The following is an 18,959-nucleotide window of genomic DNA, read 5'->3' on the forward strand; positions in this document are numbered from 1 at the left end:
GTTTGATTTATTCATGACTAAATGGATTACCTGGGATTCCGATTTTCAGCCTAATGTTCAGCGCTGTAGACTCCTCTTCCACTTCATATCCAGCGGCATGAAGCTTATCTTTCAGCCCTTGGTACTGCTTGCTCCGAGAGAAGATTTCTACAATGTATTTTTCACCATCGGGAAAGGGCCAGTTAGTAAAAAACGGCTTTCCATTAATGACTTCGTGCTGCAGGAAAGGCTTTAAATCAACATCTTGATGACGTACCTGCTTCATTTTGAAAATGCCTTGCTTAAAACAGTGCTCGACCATCCAAGCCATTACGTTATGCTGGGTCAAAGGGAACTCCAGCTTCTTTCCTTCTCGAGCGAGCTTGGTTATCAGATCTGGAAACTCGTTGACTGGGAGCTCCTCATCGAGCACAGCGTCAATGGATTCAGCAAAAATTCCAATCAGCCGATCGTACTGCGATCTCAGTTCTTCTTGTGCTTCTGCAGCAGTTTTCATGGTTTACTCCCTTCCTTTATTTGCTTACTATATCGGCCTTTTCTTCAGATATCCGCACCCTTGATCCGTTACCAAGGTAAAGATAAAGGCGTTTCATTGCTCTAACCTCCACCCATCGGCCCCCAACGTCATACTTATCACCAAAATAATAGCGCCTATTATCACGCTCGAATGGTGCACTTACAGGAGGCAGAATGCCGCCGGCATTTAAGTATGCTCGTCCCAATTTCATCAGCAATGTTACGTCGTATGTCTCGAGTTGGTAAGGTGCTAATGCCTCACGCAACTCCCCGATCGATTTTCGCATTTCGTCTATATTCTTGGCGTACCCGTATAATCGGTAAGACAGTTCATACTCGTAAGCTAGTTGCCGGTATCTGGATGTCTTAGCAGCCGCCAACGCATGCGCGACGAGACGGCGGAATCCAGGATCAGTTTCCAATAGACCTTCAAGACGTTGTAGCCTCTCGCGACTTTTTTGGGCCGCCGCAGTCCTATCAGCTTCATCAATGGCATCCCTTAATCTTGTTCGAAATAAGTGCATATGGCCGCCATGAATACCATTTTCGGGCATTACGCATGCATGCCCGTTTATAACCTTAAACGCCTCAGTCAAGCTTTGCTGCTCTTCTTTTGAGACAAAGCGATCAAAGTTGCTACGGTGGGAACCGGTATATTGCTCCGGGAGGCTTTCTCTTTGATAATAGCGATTCATAGCCAGCTGGAAGCAAGCTTCAACATGTTCATAGGCCGGGGCTTTATCTTTTGGCGCATAGAACCGATCTTCCTCCAGATGGGCCTGTTGTAGAATCTCCAGCTGCGCTATAACGGATTCTTGAATCTTTAGGCTCGGCGTATAACCGACTGCACGCTTAACCTGCCGGCGGAAGCTTTCTATGCATATTTTTTTATTGAACCCTAGAAATGCATAGCCCCACCCTTTCGACTTCAGACCTGCCTCTGGATTACTGATAAACTTCAGCGTCGTTTCATATCTGAATTCATCGCCGTGTGCCAAAGTACGGATCAATCCTGATATCCGCCATTTCCCCTTGCGATCCGTCCATTCCGTTTGCACTTGGCCAAGAGATATTTCGTAGGCATTCTTTCTTGGATCCATTTAAGCATCACATCCAATGTTTGATATACTTGAATTTTAGCATTTATTATTCAAGTAATCAACTTGAATTTTGGATGTTGTAAACCATAATAAAAAGGCGCCCCTATTTAGCGCCTTTACGAACCACTACATATCCTTTTCTGGGGCCTTGGTTCCTGTCTGTCGTATCTTGGCCTGCAAAGCAGCGCGTTGCTCTGCCCAGGCGTTAATATACGTACCTACAGTGTTGTAACCCTGCGCCTTAGCGTCTTCCTCAAAAGCAGCCCACTGTTCGTCGGTCAGATATACTGATATTCCTCTGCGTTCCTTCGGATTCTCGTCTCTTTTACGTCCGGCTCCTTCGCGCGCACCGCCCCACTTATCACCGGACTTCGTTTTCTTCGTTTGGTTCATGATCTTATAGGGCTCCTCTCGTCTTAATACGGGATGTACTTATATTATCATTAACTCTAAAACCATCCCATATTAAGCGGCCGTCTCCAGGCTTGAGAGGTATCGGACGTTGTATGCAAGCAGCTCTAACGGATCTGCGCCTTCCGGTCCTTTTCGTTGTCCAAAAGCATCAATGATCGCGCCATATTTTCGTCCTACGGTCCATCCGGTTGAATCGGCCGAAAACCAGGGAAATGCTTGCAGTAGCTTGCTGCTTCCGCCCAAAAAGTGAAAGTTCTGATCCGGGAATAACCGAAATACCCAGCGAAAGATACGCGCTCTTTTCTTCTCACTGAGACCGACACTTCCTCCTACAGCAACGATCGGTTGTTCTGCCTTAACCATGCGATCAAGCTCACGAACAGAGTTGCCTATATGCCAAACTTCAATAGGGTGTAATCCTTGGCGCCGCAAATACTCGGCGTTACGGCGACTTCCCTCCGCATCTCCAATCACATCTAAGTTAAAATAGCCGTATAAAATCTGCTGATTTCTTAAAATAAACTCAGCATATTGTTCCAATTCGATAGGATCTACTTGCTTTCCACGGCGTGCTGCTTGCCAAACGGTGTAGGCACCCGAATCCAACAACACCTTTAACCCCAGTCGCTCAACATGTGTCCGCCAGGCCTTCCTGGCTCGTATATGCGCGTAGCTCATGAGCACATACTTAGCTCCGTTTTGAGCTGCAACCGTGATATCTCTTACCGAGCGATCACCGCCTGCAAAAAAGTATCGAATGCCCCGTAAAGAAAGCCGGATTGCTCCGGATGAAAGCCGCTGCAGCTTCCCTTTAGAACCAAAGATTTCGATAAGTACTCCCAAAAGCGCACTGTTTGACCCTTTAGAATAAACTTCCAAATCACGACGAGTGACCGACCGGGCATAAAAGGTCAGTTGAAGGGCCGACCGAATCATTTTATAGGATAGCGTGATGGGCCGGCGACTTTCAGATGTTTTCAAGTGCAGGGAAAGATTCGTTTTTCCAGCAAACAGATTGACCTTTCCATTTGCTGTAACAATGCTTCCTCTCTTCTCAATGGTTCGGATGAAGCGTCGCAGCGTGGAGCGTGCATCAAATTCGTGCGGCATAATGTTACCTCCATCATTTGGCTTCCGTTACGCCTTTCGGCGTTTCAACCCAGCGCCACCAGGTATCATCAGACGGTTTAACCGTTTATGATTAATGATCCTCGACAAGCGTAACCGGGAGCATTACAGGACCTTCCACGAGCTTCACGATTTTATTTTCAGCGCCGCCTAAGAAGATTGACTTCTGGCGTACTGCCTGATGTTGGTGCAGTTGCTTAATTGCCAGATCGTGCCGAGCGCACCACACAACACCGTATAGCACGCCGTCTACACCGACGTAGGCGATTACATGAGTTACGCTGCCATTCGTACGTCGGTAGACCTTTTTCCCTTTGTATTCACCCTGGAAAATGTTCAACGGGACAGCCCCCTTTGCTTAGCCTTGATGTACTTTGGCTCACAAATCACACAGACATCAATTGGATAATCGATGATATTGACATCGGATTCGTGTCGACCGCATCCACAAACCGAGCATGTGACAAGATTCTCTGGATTAGCCGATGATCCACGCTCTGACACTTCGCGCATTTCTAACAGCTCCTGCGTAACTTCCTGCAGACTTTTTAAAAACTCATTAATAGCTTGTTCGGCCTTTATCCGAAAACGCGCATCTGGCGTCCGCGCTGCGCTCGACAGGACAGCCATTAGCTGTTCGTCTTCCCGGAAGATAAATTGACGATTATTCATCCAGAGAATGAGCTCTCCATCACCCAAGGACTTGTCCTGCAAGCCTTTCAGAATCTTCTCGACAGCTAAGATATGGTCGTTTAAAGCGCCAAGCATTTCGGCATATGGCAGTAGCATCGGGACCCTCCTCGAGGCGAAGTCACGGCATTAATAACAGATCAAAAGACAAATGCGTTCTATATTGCGCTTTTTGGCGTTGTATAGTGCGCATTTTTAAACAAAAAAACAGCTCTCATTTGGCCCTCACCGTTATCATATCTCAATTGCACCCAAGGACAAGGTAAGCCGCCAAAAGGCGGCTTATGTGTCACTTACCCGGTTTATTCGGCTTCGTCGGCGGCAGGATCGGTTTGGTTTGAACGAGCGTTCACAACTTCTTGTTCAATCGCAGCTACTTTTCCCCGGGTCAAAGCAAGAAGGAGGGGCTGTGTTTCTTCAACATGTGCCCATCTCTTCCCACCGGCCATCGTTTCCTGAACCGTATTCAGATCCTGGGCAAGTTCTTTTACTCGATCCATGTTACCCGTTTCCGCAGCGTTTTCCAGCAAAATAGCCATGTCTTTAAAATACCTTCTCAAAGTTCCCATCATATCGTTTTGCTCCTCTGCTTCGTTAATGTCTTGATACTTGAATCTTAACATCTATTTTTCATGTTGTCAACTTGATTTTTGAATGTTGTTTTTCAAAAGTATAAAAAAATTTTGCTCTTTTTCTGTTGTTCGTGCTGCAGCTGCTGCGCCCTTTTCTCACGATGGGCGTTCCAATCATCGCGCCAAGCGTTCACAAGCCAGGAAATCGGCAATACGCAGGATATAATCCCTAAAGTAGCCCCCAACGGATTCCACCACCATGCCTCCGTTCTTCCACTCAGGATCAGCAGTAAAATGACCATCCACCAAACGTTTTTAATCAGAAACATCAAGATCTTCATATTCATCCTCCTTTGATTTAGTAATCTCTATTTCATACTTGAATTATAGTTGCTACTAATCGATTTAGCAATGACTATTTCAATTTTACTTTGCAGAAGCTAATTGAGCGTCGGAAATTAGAACTCATTTGCCACAATGGTTATATGGGTACAAAATAAAGGTACTTTCATTATTATTCCTAGCAAAAAGGACCCTTGCCGCCAACTAGGGGTCCTTTTTGCTGTATAAAGACAAATTCCGCGAAGCCGCAACGTCGCCGATTCCTGGTTGCCGATCGCTGCATGGAGGCAAAAGAAAAGGAATGGCGAAAGCCGGAAACGTACTTCAGCGGAGATTTGTTCGTTTACCTATAAGCGAAAGAGCAGTGGCCCATAGGCTACTGCTCTTTTTTTAATCGTCCGTCTCTATATGATTCAATCTGCTGCCGTGTCCAGATGGGCCCACTCGATAGTCGTTGTATCTCTGGCGGAAACTTTCCGCGCTTGATATATACGGACACTTGCTGCTTCGACCATCCAAGGATCTCCGCCGCCTCCGTTACGCCTACGAGTGGGGGAATTACTCCCCCAGGCGCTCGACCCGATCACCTTCGCTCCAATCGAGATCCGATAGGTCTTCGACATCTCGAGACTTCTGCAGCCAGAAGACACGAACCTTGTTGCCTTGTGCATCGATTCCGTTGGCCGCGAACTCTGCTATCCCCTCCTCCATCTGCCAGTCAGTGAGTTGGCGATTCGTGAAGTCCGCTTGCTCAGACAGCACGATCTCTTGCCCGTTCACCATTACCGTTCCGAAATTCGTCATTATTATGATCTCCTCGCGACCGACACCGTACTGTGTCTGCGCCTTGTTTTACTATGTAAATCAAATGTAGCACCAATGTTTTACAATGTCAAACGATATATATCTTGAATTTATATTGTCCGTACGATTGCCAACATCCGTGCCGGCCAAGACATCGCCGGCTCCTGGTTGCCGATCTGCAGATCCGAATGACACGGCCGGCTGCCGGCGCCTCCAGCTGCAGCTGCTCCTCGTGCTCCTCGCAGCCGTGACGTCGCAGGGCACCTGGTGCCGATCACTACATATCGGGTGACACGGCCGGCAGCCGGCACCTTCAGCTGTACCTGATCCTCCTGCTCCGCACCGGCCGCGACGTCGCTGGGCACTTAGTTGTCTATCGCTGCAGATCCGATGGCGCGGCCGGCTGCCGGCTCCTATCGCTGCAGCTGCTCCTCGTGCTCCGCGCCGGCCATGACGTCGCCGGCTCCTGCTTGCCGATCGTTGCAGATCCGGATGACACGGCCGGCTCCCAGCGCCTTCATCTGTAGCTGATCCCCGTGCCCCGTGCCGGCCCTGACGTCGCCGGGTTCCTTGTTAACCAATCGTTGCAGATCCGGATGAAACGGCCGGCTCCCGTCGCCATCGACTGCAGCTGCTGCGGCCGGCCACCCACCGGCGCCTTCCGCTGCAGCTGATCCTCGTGCGCCTCGCAGCTGCGACATTGCCGACTCCTGGTTGCTGATCACTGCAGATCCGGATGACGCAGCCGGCCGCCCGCCGACGCCTTCCGCTGCAGCTGCTTCGAGCGCCGCGCAGCCGCGACATTGCCGACTCCTCCTGGTTGCCGATCGCTGCAGATCCGGATGACGCAGCCGGCCGCCCGCCGGCACCTTCCGCTGCATCTGATTCTCGTGCGCCGCACAGCAGCGACGTGGCCATGCGCCTGGTTGACAATCGCTGCAGATCTGGATGACGCAGCCGACCGCCGGCGCCTTCCGCTGCAGCTGCTCCTCGTGCGCGGATCGCCGGCCGCGACGTGGCCATACGCTTGGTTGCCGATCGCTGCATATCTGGATGACGCAGCCGGCCGCCGGCGCCTTCCGCTGCAGCTGCTCCTCGTGCGCCGCGCAGCCGCGACGTGGCCATACGCCTGATTGACGATCGCTGCAGATCTGGATGCCACGGCCGACTGCCGGCGCCTGCAGCTGCAGCTGCTCCTCGAGCGCGGATCGCCGGCCGTGACGTGACCATACGCCTGGTTGACGATCGCTGCAGATCTGGATACCACGGCCGCCGCCGGCGGCGCCTTCAGCTGCAGCTGCTCCTCGTGCGCGGATCGCCGGCCGCGACGTGGCCATACGCTTGGTTGCCGATCGCTGCAGATCTGGATGACGCAGCCGGCCGCCGGCGCCTTCCGCTGCAGCTGCTCCTCGTGCGCCGCGCAGCCGCGACGTGGCCATACGCCTGGTTGATGATCGCTGCAGATCTGGATGCCACGGCCGACTGCCAGCGCCACCAGTTGCAGCTGCTCCTCGTGCGCGGATCGCCGGCCGTGACGTGACCATACGCCTGGTTGACGATCGCTGCAGATCTGGATGCCACGGCCGCCGCCGGCGGCGCCTTGCTGCAGCTGCTCCTCGAGAGTTTGCCGCCGGCCGCGACGTAGCCATACGCCTGTTGACGATCGCTGCAGGTCCGGATGACACAGCTGGCTCCCGGCGCCTGCAGCTGCAACTGCTCCTCGAGCGCAGCGACGGCCGCGACGTCGCCGGCTCCTGGCTGCCGATCGCTGCAGATCTGGATAACGCGCCTGCGCTGCATTGGCCTGTTGCTCCGATTGACCTGGTCCGGCTGCTGGCTCTTCCAGTACCCATAAAAAAAGAACGAACCCTCTCGGGTTCGCCATTTTTATGAGTTTGTCTCTTGTCGAGATGTGTTTAAGAAAATTCGATAATCGCCTTCAACATGGATAATCACGTTTACGGATTCTGTGTGCCCATTCGTCCAAGTGGCGGTAAATGTAAAAGTATAGTCCCCGTCCTTTAACTTCGTATTGTTGTTGTCATCGATCATTTTTCCTGACCAGTCTAGCTTCGTTTTTGATGCGAGCAAGACCGCGAAATCAAACGGTGATCTGCTCACATGCACCTGCTTTGCCTTCGTGACAGCCGTGCCTGTATCGGTTGTCTTAGCCCCCAGTACAAATGTCTCGCCCGCAACAAACCAGCTTGGCGCCCTTGGGGAATTTAGATCACCTGTGGCTTTTAAGTTATATGATTTACGGAATTCCTCGTAGCGTTCGGTATGCGTAACCGCCCCTTGGATCCATAAATCATTTACCTTGATTACATTCTGCACAGTGACGGCCGGTGCCTTTCGATCGCTCACCGTCATGACAACATTGTAATCCCCTACAGTCGGCACTTTAAATACAGGCCCCGTTGTCGGATACGGGTAGGACCACGCGTAAGTGTAATTTTGTACGGCTCCACTTGGCGAGGTCACGGCAAATGATACGTCAAGCACGTCCTTGTCCGGATCGTTGACCGTTGGTTGGATTGTAACAGTGTCATCCTCATAGACAGGCTGAGGCGTCCACGTAAACGATCCTGTCGGTGGTTTATTCGTTTCGACACGGAAGTAGTGCGGCGTACTCCAATTACTCCACCAATCCGCACCATCCATGCCATCCGAAACCCTGACATAAACGTAGTATGAGGTATTGTCTGCAAAGTCAGCCGTCGGTGTCCAGTTTGCAGGAGATCCGTTCTGAACTCCCGAGTCTCGATAGAACGATCCATCCGACTTATAAAAATTAAGTTGGTATTGCTGCTGCACATCGCCGTCTCCATCAGAATAGGACCACTTAATCGTCGGTCTTAAAGTGCGATACAAGTCCGGAGCTGCCGGATTTGTTGATACGGGGTCCGTAATACTAACATTCGGCTTGCGGTTGATGACATTGACATTCTGTGTTGCTTCCGCAGACAATGCATAGCTGTTCACTACAATTTGTCGGATCTGGAATAGCCCCAGCGATGAAAACTCCTTTTCCCAGGACGTTCTTGAATCACTTTGCAGCGATTCCGGAGCGCCCGTACTGAGATTCTTCACATAGTACCCATGCTGGATGTTTTCCCTCGCACCGTCTTGTGGATCGTAGGCGGTCGAGTTAATGACCACCGTCGTAAACCGATAAGTCGTTGGCGTCGAAACGGTAAAGCCTGCAACCGGGGGCTGTGCCGTTACGCCATTCACGGTTACAGTCTGTGTTTCCCAGTCACTCCATGCCCCATACTCATCGACTACGGAAAGAGCCACTTCATATGTGCCTGCCATCGCAAGGCGAGTGGGTTTCCCCTCTACATAGGCGGTGGACTGCACCAGACGATATTTCCACTTGCGGTCAATAATGCCATGATTCGCTGCGTAATTGATACCCGTATTTTCGGTGGAAATTTGGCCATTCGACGGATTGTAACGGTCAGGGTCGTACGAATTATCCGTTATATTTACCGTATTGTCACCATTAACCGTGATGCTGAAGATTGCGAATGGGTAACGGTGAACTCGAATCGTTCCAGTAAATTCATTGGACTCTTGTCGATACCCTGCAAACAATGCTCCATTCGGATCGTCTTTGGATTTAAACTTGAAAGTGTAATCGCCAGGAATGCTAAACGCTGGAATCGAAGAGCTTTGCTTTTGATTATCCTTCCCCCAGTTTGGACCGGCATTAATGAGTGTGTTTGGATTGTGCGTGTAATACCAAGACTCATCCGTAGTAAAGCGCGGATCGTTCTCTGGATCAGTAAACGACACGGTATAGTCAATGACCTGATCAACCAGAACCACGCCCGATATACGCCCAGCATTTTCACCCGTCACGTAATAGGAAGCGTTTGAGAACGACACACCCGACCGCCCTTTATTGATAATCCCAAATTTACCGCTTTTCCAAGCCGTCTCATTGATCGTCGTTTGATAAAGCTTGTTTACATAAATGTCAAAGCCTCCGCTCTTCGGTACGAGCTTAACCTTGTACGCGGAATTGAGGTTTATCGGATAGCCCTTCACAAACAGGTTCGTTTCCGTGCCGTTGACTGTTTTGTTGACCTTTAATTGCCCGTTATCAAATTCAACCGAATAGTAATTTGATTGATTTTGTGCCCGGAACACATAACCGGCCGATTTTGTGTCCGTGACCGTAAATACGACATCTCCTTCAATTGTGGCGTCCGTATCGTAATTGTCGCCGAGAATTAAATCGTTCGAAGGGGAACCCACATCGTATTTTTTGGTTCCTACCGGACTTCCAGTTGTTTTAAGTAATTCTATGAATGATTTGTTGGTTCTGTTTTCAACATTTCTGTGTGCGATCATCAACGTCTGATCGTCAAACGGCAAGATAAATGGATGAATAGATGAACCATAACCAACTTCATACAATTGACTATCAATACGCCTATTTACAACGTTCAGATTTTCATCCATGACCAACGTCAAAACTCGATAACCATAATTGCCAGCCACAGCATCCCCAACAACAGTGATGCGACCGTCCGCACCTACGAATGCTTTCATTAGGCGAGGATATCTAGAATCTGTAAGTGTACTTGTGTCAAAAGAATACTGATTCCACGTGCTGCTAGGATTAGGAAACGCTCCGAACTGTTTTGCAATCGCTCCTGACTGATTATAAGCAACAATAGCTTGGTTGTTCTGGTCTTGAAACGAAAATAAGTAATTCCCATTTTTGTCCATACCAAGAGGGTAGAACATACCGTTACGTGAGCTGGCGTAGGAGCCGATACAATTGCCACTGTAATCCGTACACCCATACGTTGTTATATCTGGTGTTGCCACATCAACCTTTGAAAGTATTGCACCAGTCGCCAAGTTAATCTTCACAAATTGCATCCATGAATACTGAGACTGATATACGCTGTATACTAGCATGTGCAGCACCCCGTTTGAATCAATTCCGAGGGTTCTTCTCTGAGAGGCCATATTAGTAAAACTTGTATAAGGAATTCGATATTTTTCAAGATAGGTTCTCGTATCGATTCCTACCACATCATTGTTTGTCCAGTCACTCATCAGAAATACATTAGCTTTCTCTGAATAGCCATAGATACCGAATGAATCCCATATTTCATTGATCTTGGTGCCGTTCAGGTCATACATCAAGCTAACTCTGTGACCCTGATTCGGTGTTCCTGTCAACGTCCCCATGATGTTTATAAACAGACCATTGGGTAGAGAATACATATAAACGCTGCCATCAAACGACCCCTTACTGGTCGTTAGGTTTACAGCTTTTTCGATTGCCCCCGTTTCTACATTTAGGGTGTGAAGCGTAACAGACAGTCTTGTTTGTGAGGCACCGACGCTATATATCTGCGAGACCATATAAACTTTTTTATTGATTAAGATCATATTACCATCCGGAGAAGCGCTTCCGGGTAGCGTAGTTGCCCACTTTAAAGCCCTGGTCTTTTTGTCGTACGCTTTGACATTTGTTGTGAATACAGGGTAATTTGAGCTGTCATAGCTCATATCCGTTTGCCGTATATAGATCGAATCTTTATCAACTATCGGTGCATTTGTAGAGTTATGTTGGAAATTTACGCCTGTATCCCCGTAATTATCAAGAGCACCAGTTAAAAACTCGGACGAAAATGATCCGTTATTAAAGGACATATAAGGGCTATTAGTCCAATCATAAGGCTCACGCACACCCCAATTGTAGTTAGGGTTGGATGACCAGCTATCTTGTGATATTGGGAGCGTCGAAACGGTGCCAGCATCGCTTGAAAGCCCATCGTACTTGTCGTAAACCTTGGTTTTGAGTATACCCGACTGATAAAGCCAACTATCTTTTGGCGTGGTACTACGTGTCGCCAGCGAGTAGTACGAGCCGTTGTTGTAAAGATTGGCAAGCGATATCGGCGTTTTATTGTCAGGGTCGATTACGGGTGATGATGTCTCGACGTTGACCTCTGGCGGTAAATTCTTTACGTCAAGTATCCGCTCTGACTCATCTTGGCCATCCGTGTTTCCGCATTTTCCGTAATCTTCACACGTGGTTTCTCTAAACAAATACTTGCCGACAACTGCCGGTGTAAATGTGTAAGCATCCGCTGCCCCATTTACAACGACACTCCAGGAATCATCGGCAAATCCGTTATTGTTTGCATCATACTTCATCTCAATTTTATGACTAACAATTTCGTCACCATCCGGACTGTACGCTGCACTCTGGATCTTTACGCTGTCCAGCCTCGTTGCTTCGGCAGGCACAATGAGCGTATCAACAGGGGGCAGATCTTCGATGACAGTGACATCAAATGTTGTTAGATTGGATTCTCTTCCGTCCTCATCCTTGACTTTAAGTGTAACTGTCTCAACGCCCACATTCGGATATTTATCTGCTTTGTTGGTCCACGTGTAGCCTACAATTGCTTTGCCAATAGGGCTATAAGAGTTGGCTCCACTTAAAGGATTAGGCAGCACTCGGTTTTGTTTGATTCGCGATGTCCCAGTAATAACGGCAACAGGTTTAGGGTCCACAACTCCAATGGACGCGCTTGCCGTGTATTCGGCCCCCTTGCTATCTGCGACGGTTATATAAACCGTATGAAGCCCCTCACCGTTCATGATAATGCCGTCGTATCCCGGGGCAATTCCCGTAATTGGACGATTAGCTGGCAGATCCTTCAGCCATTGAGTACTTTTATCCCAATCCCAATTCACGATGTGGACCGGATCTCCGTCTGGATCGGTCATGTTTGTCGCACGAAGATTTGTCGTCTTATTCAGCTCCACCATGCCGACCGGTTCCATTGTTGCTGGGTCATACCAAGCGACATCTACATGCGGTGGATTGTTAGGTTGAGGCGTAGGTCCGCCCCCGCCTGGCGGTGTCGGCGTCGGCGTTGTTGTTGATCCTTCTTCCCCAACATAAAGTGTCTTAGGGCCAGCATCCGCATTTCCGCAGCTCGTCTTAACGGCCATCGTGATCGAATGCGAGGCACCAGCTTTGATAAGCGCTGGATAGGTTGCTTTGGTATAGGTCAATACCTTCGTTTTCACCGTCACCGTTTCCGAAGTGTAGCTCAATGAGCCTTGCTTAATCGTGTAGGTAAACGATGTGAACGTACAGGCAGCAGGGATCGTTACGTTCGGCTCAAGCGAAAATGAATCCCCATATGTAATGCTCGATGATGGAGTGATGCTGAAGTCGGCGGTAGGTTCATTTGCAGAAGGTTTAATGACTTTGACTTTCGTCGTAACCTTCGCTCCCTTGGCTAGTCCAGATCCGACAAATTCAGCCGTAATCGTTGCATCTGTTGTGGTTGCCACCTTGCCTGTTGCAACGCCCGATGTAGAAACTGATACATTTGAATCTTGGTTTGAAGTCCATTTTAGCTTGTCGTTTGTAACACCATATTTTTTCGGCGTACCATTAACCGTGTAATTTGCAAAGACAGCATAGCTTTGCGTTTGGCCGACATTCAGAATCTTATAGGTTGGGTCAATTTCAAGATTTACAAATTTTTCGTCGTCGACTTTGGTTATTTTCCCCTGCCACGTTACTTGAACAGGAAATTCATAAACATAACCGGGACTTGAACCACAAGCTGTGTTATCGACAGAGCCATTGGGCATTCCTTTTCCCGACAGTCCACTGATCACAACTTTGTTGTTGTAAATGAAGGGATCGGCTTGCAATTTGTCTTTTACCGCCTGTTGCATATCAATTTTAATCGGTTGAATGTCAGAAACATCGGGGGTCTTCGAGACTCCGTCTGACCAAGTTGCATTGCTTGGAACAGAAATATTTGCGTAAGTTCGGACCTTATCTGAGGTTAGTTTTGGCTGCCCCCCATCATTGCCCCTTTTAATGGTCCCGTCTAAGCTACTGAAGGTACTCCAATCTCCGTTAAGATGTTGGCACCAATAGTAACCGGGAGTGTATGATCCCTTGTAAGTAACAAGTATCGTTTGTGCAGCACTTGCTCTACCGAAGGGAAAAGGAAAACTGGCGATCCCTTCAATCGCCAGAATAAACAGTAAAAAAATTGAGATACACTTAGTCCAAAAGTTCAGCCTTTTCATGTCCCTTGTCCCTCACTCGACTCTTCCATAACGTAGTAGTAGCTTCCGGACGTTGCGTTACTTGTTTGCAGGATAATATGGTCATCGAATGAATCCGAGGCTTTGTCGCCGTAATAGCCGGCCACAACCAGTTCAAATTTTGCCCCTTGGGCATATTTCGTTAACTTATCTGGATATGCGATTTCAAATCCGTATTTCGACCGAGACTTTTGAAAATCGTAAAGACCGGATGGGATGACTTGAATCTGCTGTATGGTGTTATTATCAATGTTTGATTTTGCGGTGATGTCTAGCACTCCAAAGACGTATCCGCCTACTCCAGCAAAATATTCTTTGGCAAACTCTTCTTTGTTCCATAAAAACTTCTTTTCAAAAATGGATTTTGCTTTTGCAGGAATAACGTAGACTCGCTTTAAAGAACCTGTAAATTTCGGGTGCTGTATGGCCAAGGGCTTATTAGAGAGATTAACTCCTTCATAAAAAGTGAAAGGAGAAACCGAGGTCGCATTCGTTCCCGTTTTCGATACTTCCTGGAATTCCTTTAGAAAGGGAAAGCTCGTGGCTTCCTTCTTCGATACCTCTAAAGCCCTCTCGATCATCACAACGGCTTCAGCTCTTGTCGCCGGCAGCTTCAATCCCAACGAATTATCGGCATATCCAGAAACGACCTGCGATCCGATCGCTAAGGCAACTAATTTTATATCCTTGCTTGCCAAGCTCTTATAGTCGGTGAAGGGAATGTCCCCATTATACAGACCCGATAAAGAATCTAGATAAGCGTGGTAAGATTTCTGTGTTCCGAGGGCTCTCGATACAATTCTCATAATTTCGAGCCGCGTAATGTTCTGGGTGTAGTCCTTAAAGTCGGCTTCATCATGAATGCCATATGTTATTGCCAAATCCGCATACGGTCTATACCATGAGCCACCTGTAGCTTTCGGCTGATATCCAAAGGCCACATCGACCATTTTTATAAACTCAGCTCGCGAAATTTTATTATTAGGCTTGAAGGTATTGTCCGGATAGCCTGCAACATAGCCGGTAGATACAGCTTTCTCGATTGCCGATTTTGCCCAATGATTCGCGACATCCTTCATGGTAGTTGGGGCAGCGTTCGCCGATAATCCAGGGCTTGCTAGCAACAGGGCCATAATCAAAACAGTAAACAACGATTTTTTCATTAAAATAGCTCCCTCCAGCTTACATACGGCAGTATTTGATTTAGTCATTTCTATTTCAATATTATTCGTTATGTAACTATTTGTAAATAAAAAATTGCGCACTATTGTACGCCATTCTCAAAGAGAAAAGTTGCGACCGCTGCATATGCTCCAGCGATCGCTGTATGATTTTCCCCCGGCGTTATTCGACTCCGGACGGCTACTGGCGACTTTATTTAACGGCTCCTCGATCGCCGCACTGATTGCCGCACCGTCGCCGGCTCCTGATTGCCGGCTGCTGCAGATCCGTACGAATCTGATCGACTGCCGGTGTCTTCAGCTGCAGCTGCTCATCGATCGCCACGCCGGCCTCGATGTCGCCGGCACCTGGTTGCCTATCGCTGATCGCTGCAGATCCGAATGCCACGTCCGGCCGCGCGCCGGCTCCTTCAGCAGCAGCTCCTCGTGCGCAGCGTCGGCCATGTTGTCGCCGGCGACTGGTTGCCGTTCCTGCAGATCCGGATGCCACGTCCGGCCGCGAGCCACCAGCTCCTCGTGCGCAGCGCCGGCCGCGGCGTCGCCGGCGTCTGGTTGCCGATCGCTGCAGATCCGGATGACTCGCCCGGCTGCCGGTGCCTTCAGCTACAGCTGCTCCTCGATCGCAGCACCGCCGGCCACACCGTCGCCGGCACCTGGTTGCCCAGCGCTGCAGATCCGCACGACTCCGGACGGCTGCCGGCGCCTTCAGCTACAGCTTCTCCTCGGTCGCAGCACCGCCTGCCACACCGTCGTCCATCGCTGCAGATCCGCACGACTCCGGACGGTTGCCGACTCCGGACGGCTGCCGGCTCCTGTCGTGCGCAGCATCGCCGTGGTGTCGCCGGCGCCTGGTTGCCGGTCGCTGTAGATCCGGATGACTCGCCCGGCTGCCGGCGCCTTCAGCTACAGCTGCTCCTCGATCGCAGCACCGCTGGCCACACCGTCGCCGGCACCTGGTTGTCCATCGCTGCTGATCCGCACGACTCCGGACGGCTACCGGCTCCTTCAGCTGCAGCTCCTCGTGCGCAGCGTCGGCCGCGTTGTCGCCGGCGCCTGGTTGTCGGTCACTGCAGATCCGGATTCCACGTCCGGCCGCTCGCCACAAGCTCCTCGTGCGCAGCGCCGGCCGCGGCGTCGCCGGCGTCTGGTTGCCGATAGCTGCAGATCCGGATGACTCGCCCGGCTGCCGGCGCCTTCAGCTACAGCTGCTCCTCAATCGCAGCACCGCCGGCCACACCGTCGCCGGCACCTGGTTGTCCATCGCTGCAGATCCGCACGACTCCGGACGGCTGCCGGCACACTTCTTGCAGCTGCTCTATTCTTTCGTGTAGCTCTTGGCGACCCGCAGGCTTTCTACTTTCCCAGAATTCGTTACGGTGATATAGACCGTCCCCGCGGATGTCCCGAGTTGGCCTGCATTGACGTACCCAACAGTTCCTGACGTTACCGTATAGGAGGCAAGCACTGTGGGCGTCGCTTTTGTACGATATACCTTCACCACGTCTCCCACGGCCAGACCTGTGATAGTGATCGTGTCTCCGGTGCCTTTTTTATTGACAATTTTAATACCAGCCAATGCAGGTGCTGCGGATCTCGGCTCTGCTGAATAGCTTGCAACCATTCGCTTGGACTCCTGCTTTCCTGGTGTCGTTGTCGTAACATAGACCTTTCCTGCTGCAGTACCCAATTGGGCATAGGATACGGTTGCATTGACAGAATCCAATCTTTGGGCCTCGAAACTGCTTACCCCTCCTAAATTCAACATGAAGTTAGAAAACGTAATTTGTTCGAGAGATGTTCCATTTGAAAATGCCACTTGAACCCAGTACGCTGTTGCCGGTGTCGTAAATGTGCCTTCTTGCTCAGTAGACGCCAAATATGGAGTAGCTACAGTCGACTTTGTGTTATCCATCACGGTGAAAGAGACAAGTCCATTGTGTTTCACAGTAAACGAATATTTAGTATTTGGCTGAACGCGGACCATTACATAGTTAGTCGCATTGCTTGCTGTTGGGTTAAGCTGCAACTTGTAGTCACTCAGTATTGAAGAGATCGAACTCAGACTGTTCCAAGCGCTCAACGGCGGAAGTAGATTCTTCCTGATGGAGCCAGACTGCTCTTCAAATGCGCCGGCTGTTGACCCGAGCACCAACATTGGATTGTTGAAATTAATAACAGCAATCGTGGTACTTGTTAATTCAAATCGGACATGAGTGGTATCCGACTTGAGTGCCCAGGTAGTAGTGCCACCGCTTACTAACGTCTTTGTTACTCCGTTGCTTACCCCGTTCTTATACTCGATAAGATTGACTAGGCCTCCAGTGCCCACCGTTCCGATCGATGCAGCATAAGTCTGGCCAGGCAGTACTGGAACGTCGTAATAGCTGGAGTTAATGCTACTCGAGGTGCTGTTAGCAGCCAACGTATAGCTGTAATTTCCGGTAATATCATATGATTGTGCTTTAAAGGTCCAAAAATTAAAATTAGGAACCAGGTTCTTGCTTGCAGTGCTTGTAACTAGTGGGGTTGTCGCAGAACTGCTAGCGTAGACTTTGATGACATCGGAAGGCAAAACGTTAGGAATGGTGATTAGATCTGCTTTTCCAGCATTATTAATGACTTTTATGCCGTATACTCCTAAGCTGCTGCTTGACTCTGCCGAGTAATTTTTTACTGTCCGGACGCTTTCTACCGACGGCGCACGTGTCCTTGTTAAATACACAACCCCTGCATTACTTCCGAGCTGGGCTACCGACAAAGTGATCGTTTTTCCTGTGGCTGTGCCCTGTGCCAAAAGCGTGGTGCTGAGACTCGATCCATAAACTTTGATGACGTCGCCTGATTGCACATTCATAACCACAATCGTATCCGACAATCCCGAGAGGTTATTGCTGATGATTACATCAGTTGCGACGATCTGTAGAGATGCAATTTCTGCAGCATAGTTCTTAGCTGTCCGTTGGCTCTCAGGCAGTCCTCCAGTTGTAATCGAGACATACACTGTTCCTGAAGTCGTTCCCAGCTGGGCAATACTTACTAATATTTCGTTTTGACCGCTCGCTACGGTTCCAGTTCCAATAACAGGTGTATCGACGGGGTCGTTATACACCTTAATGACGTCACTTGGACTCACGTTTTCCACCTTTACAACATCCGCAGTGCCGACAGGATTATTAACGACTGTGATTTGAGCCGTATCTAGCCGAGCTGCCCGAGGCTCAGCAGCGAAGCTTTTAGCAGTTCGATTACTCTCGGAAAGCGCGCCCGAGGTCACCGTAATGTACAGCGTTCCTGATGCAGTGCCGATTTGAGCTATTGTTACCGTGCCTCTTGTAGAGCCCGCAGCAACGGTCGTGGTTCCCAGCGTGGCCATGGTTGAGGAATCTGCATATACCTTTATAATATCGGAGGGCAAAAGATCACTTACTGTTACGGTGTCAGGTGTTCCAGCTGGATTATTAACGACTTGGATATTAGTACTGTACGGCGCGGTCGCCCTGGCAGCCCACGCAGAGCCAGGTAAGAATAGTGTTAATGCAAATAGAATAAACGTAACTTTTCTAAAAAAATCTTTTCTCACTGATTTCACTCCTTGGTTTTAGTTGAGCAACGGATACTCCTGAATTATGTTCTTGTAAATGTATCCGTTGTACGAATAAGCTGAGCTTCTGGGTGACTTAATTCGAACCTCAAAGATAGCTGCCGGTCCATTAAGGGTGCGGTATATTTTAAATTGATCGTTCCTGTAGTTGTAAGGAAACGACACCCCACTGGAATCATCAATGTATTCTTCATGTAAGATCTCCACCGGATCCTTAAGCCATGATCCATTCTGTGGTTCTAAGTTAGCTTTCAATCGAAGATTCCTAGCAAATGTATCCACGAAGACAGCGTGAGCTTTCTCGCGATCAAAAACGATAAATCCATCGTTTTGCTGTGACGGATCCACTTGTAATGAAGCATCGTGTGCTGCTCGAAATAACCCTGTTGTCATTGCGTTGACAAGCGACAGGTTAATATGGCGGTTTGCATTCAGCATTTCGACCAATAACAGAACAAAGCTCATAAGCAGAATCATCAGTGTCTTTCGCATA

16 protein-coding genes are annotated in these 18,959 nt (G+C 49.4%); all 16 read right to left on the reverse strand.

Features of this window, described 5'->3' with window-relative positions; all coding sequences use genetic code 11:
- Positions 1-7: 7 nt before the first annotated feature.
- A complete protein-coding gene (locus tag ACFSR7_RS06060) occupies positions 8-496 on the reverse strand; it encodes a hypothetical protein (protein WP_378159655.1) in 489 nt (162 codons plus the stop codon).
- Between the two features lie 16 nt (positions 497-512).
- Positions 513-1,616 carry a hypothetical protein gene (locus tag ACFSR7_RS06065; protein WP_378159656.1) on the reverse strand — a complete coding sequence of 368 codons (1,104 nt, stop codon included), beginning with the start codon at positions 1,614-1,616 and terminating at the stop codon, positions 513-515.
- A 126-nt stretch (positions 1,617-1,742) separates the two neighbouring features.
- On the reverse strand, positions 1,743-2,009 hold the full coding sequence (locus ACFSR7_RS06070) for a hypothetical protein (protein WP_378159657.1): 267 nt from the start codon (positions 2,007-2,009) through the stop codon (positions 1,743-1,745).
- Between the two features lie 72 nt (positions 2,010-2,081).
- Positions 2,082-3,140 (reverse strand): hypothetical protein, encoded by a 1,059-nt coding sequence (locus ACFSR7_RS06075; protein WP_378159658.1) that lies wholly within the window; start codon positions 3,138-3,140, stop codon positions 2,082-2,084.
- Between the two features lie 91 nt (positions 3,141-3,231).
- Positions 3,232-3,498, reverse strand: coding sequence for a hypothetical protein (locus ACFSR7_RS06080; protein ID WP_378159660.1), 267 nt, complete (start codon positions 3,496-3,498; stop codon positions 3,232-3,234).
- Positions 3,495-3,947 carry a hypothetical protein gene (locus ACFSR7_RS06085; RefSeq protein ID WP_378159662.1) on the reverse strand — a complete coding sequence of 151 codons (453 nt, stop codon included), beginning with the start codon at positions 3,945-3,947 and terminating at the stop codon, positions 3,495-3,497. The genes ACFSR7_RS06080 and ACFSR7_RS06085 overlap by 4 nt, the downstream gene beginning before the upstream one ends.
- Before the next feature lie 203 nt (positions 3,948-4,150).
- Positions 4,151-4,420 (reverse strand): hypothetical protein, encoded by a 270-nt coding sequence (locus ACFSR7_RS06090; RefSeq protein ID WP_378159663.1) that lies wholly within the window; start codon positions 4,418-4,420, stop codon positions 4,151-4,153.
- Positions 4,421-4,512: 92 nt separating this feature from the next.
- Positions 4,513-4,761 carry a hypothetical protein gene (locus ACFSR7_RS06095; RefSeq protein WP_378159665.1) on the reverse strand — a complete coding sequence of 83 codons (249 nt, stop codon included), beginning with the start codon at positions 4,759-4,761 and terminating at the stop codon, positions 4,513-4,515.
- A 559-nt stretch (positions 4,762-5,320) separates the two neighbouring features.
- Entirely contained in the window at positions 5,321-5,566 is a 246-nt protein-coding gene (locus ACFSR7_RS06100; protein WP_378159667.1) for a hypothetical protein, read from the reverse strand.
- 413 nt (positions 5,567-5,979) lie between these two features.
- Positions 5,980-6,903, reverse strand: a complete 924-nt coding sequence (locus ACFSR7_RS06105) for a hypothetical protein (RefSeq protein WP_378159669.1) — start codon at positions 6,901-6,903, stop codon at positions 5,980-5,982.
- Positions 6,854-7,366, reverse strand: coding sequence for a hypothetical protein (locus ACFSR7_RS06110; RefSeq protein ID WP_378159671.1), 513 nt, complete (start codon positions 7,364-7,366; stop codon positions 6,854-6,856). The genes ACFSR7_RS06105 and ACFSR7_RS06110 overlap by 50 nt, the downstream gene beginning before the upstream one ends.
- A gap of 87 nt (positions 7,367-7,453) precedes the next feature.
- On the reverse strand, positions 7,454-13,666 hold the full coding sequence (locus ACFSR7_RS06115; protein WP_378159673.1) for an RHS repeat domain-containing protein: 6,213 nt from the start codon (positions 13,664-13,666) through the stop codon (positions 7,454-7,456).
- Positions 13,663-14,847, reverse strand: a complete 1,185-nt coding sequence (locus ACFSR7_RS06120) for an S-layer homology domain-containing protein (RefSeq protein ID WP_378159675.1) — start codon at positions 14,845-14,847, stop codon at positions 13,663-13,665. Before ACFSR7_RS06120 ends, ACFSR7_RS06115 begins: the two co-directional genes overlap by 4 nt.
- A gap of 315 nt (positions 14,848-15,162) precedes the next feature.
- A complete protein-coding gene (locus ACFSR7_RS06125) occupies positions 15,163-15,372 on the reverse strand; it encodes a hypothetical protein (protein WP_378159677.1) in 210 nt (69 codons plus the stop codon).
- 808 nt (positions 15,373-16,180) lie between these two features.
- Positions 16,181-18,445: a hypothetical protein gene (locus tag ACFSR7_RS06130; RefSeq protein ID WP_378159679.1), complete on the reverse strand. Its 2,265-nt coding sequence runs from the start codon at positions 18,443-18,445 to the stop codon at positions 16,181-16,183.
- An 18-nt stretch (positions 18,446-18,463) separates the two neighbouring features.
- Positions 18,464-18,958, reverse strand: coding sequence for a hypothetical protein (locus tag ACFSR7_RS06135; protein ID WP_378159681.1), 495 nt, complete (start codon positions 18,956-18,958; stop codon positions 18,464-18,466).
- Position 18,959 lies beyond the last annotated feature (1 nt).

The sequence above is a fragment of the Cohnella sp. GCM10020058 genome, from assembly GCF_042683485.1.
Lineage (GTDB): Bacteria > Bacillota > Bacilli > Paenibacillales > Paenibacillaceae > Cohnella.

Coding starts and splice junctions, on each gene's coding strand:
- ACFSR7_RS06090 (WP_378159663.1), bottom strand. CDS start 4,420: ATGATGGGAACTTTGAGAAGGTATTTTAAAGACATGGCTATTTTGCTG.
- ACFSR7_RS06075 (WP_378159658.1), bottom strand. CDS start 3,140: ATGCCGCACGAATTTGATGCACGCTCCACGCTGCGACGCTTCATCCGA.
- ACFSR7_RS06110 (WP_378159671.1), bottom strand. CDS start 7,366: ATGCAGCGCAGGCGCGTTATCCAGATCTGCAGCGATCGGCAGCCAGGA.
- ACFSR7_RS06120 (WP_378159675.1), bottom strand. CDS start 14,847: ATGAAAAAATCGTTGTTTACTGTTTTGATTATGGCCCTGTTGCTAGCA.
- ACFSR7_RS06105 (WP_378159669.1), bottom strand. CDS start 6,903: ATGGCCACGTCGCGGCCGGCGATCCGCGCACGAGGAGCAGCTGCAGCT.
- ACFSR7_RS06135 (WP_378159681.1), bottom strand. CDS start 18,958: ATGCGAAAGACACTGATGATTCTGCTTATGAGCTTTGTTCTGTTATTG.
- ACFSR7_RS06085 (WP_378159662.1), bottom strand. CDS start 3,947: ATGCTACTGCCATATGCCGAAATGCTTGGCGCTTTAAACGACCATATC.
- ACFSR7_RS06070 (WP_378159657.1), bottom strand. CDS start 2,009: ATGAACCAAACGAAGAAAACGAAGTCCGGTGATAAGTGGGGCGGTGCG.
- ACFSR7_RS06060 (WP_378159655.1), bottom strand. CDS start 496: ATGAAAACTGCTGCAGAAGCACAAGAAGAACTGAGATCGCAGTACGAT.
- ACFSR7_RS06095 (WP_378159665.1), bottom strand. CDS start 4,761: ATGAAGATCTTGATGTTTCTGATTAAAAACGTTTGGTGGATGGTCATT.
- ACFSR7_RS06115 (WP_378159673.1), bottom strand. CDS start 13,666: ATGAAAAGGCTGAACTTTTGGACTAAGTGTATCTCAATTTTTTTACTG.
- ACFSR7_RS06065 (WP_378159656.1), bottom strand. CDS start 1,616: ATGGATCCAAGAAAGAATGCCTACGAAATATCTCTTGGCCAAGTGCAA.
- ACFSR7_RS06100 (WP_378159667.1), bottom strand. CDS start 5,566: ATGACGAATTTCGGAACGGTAATGGTGAACGGGCAAGAGATCGTGCTG.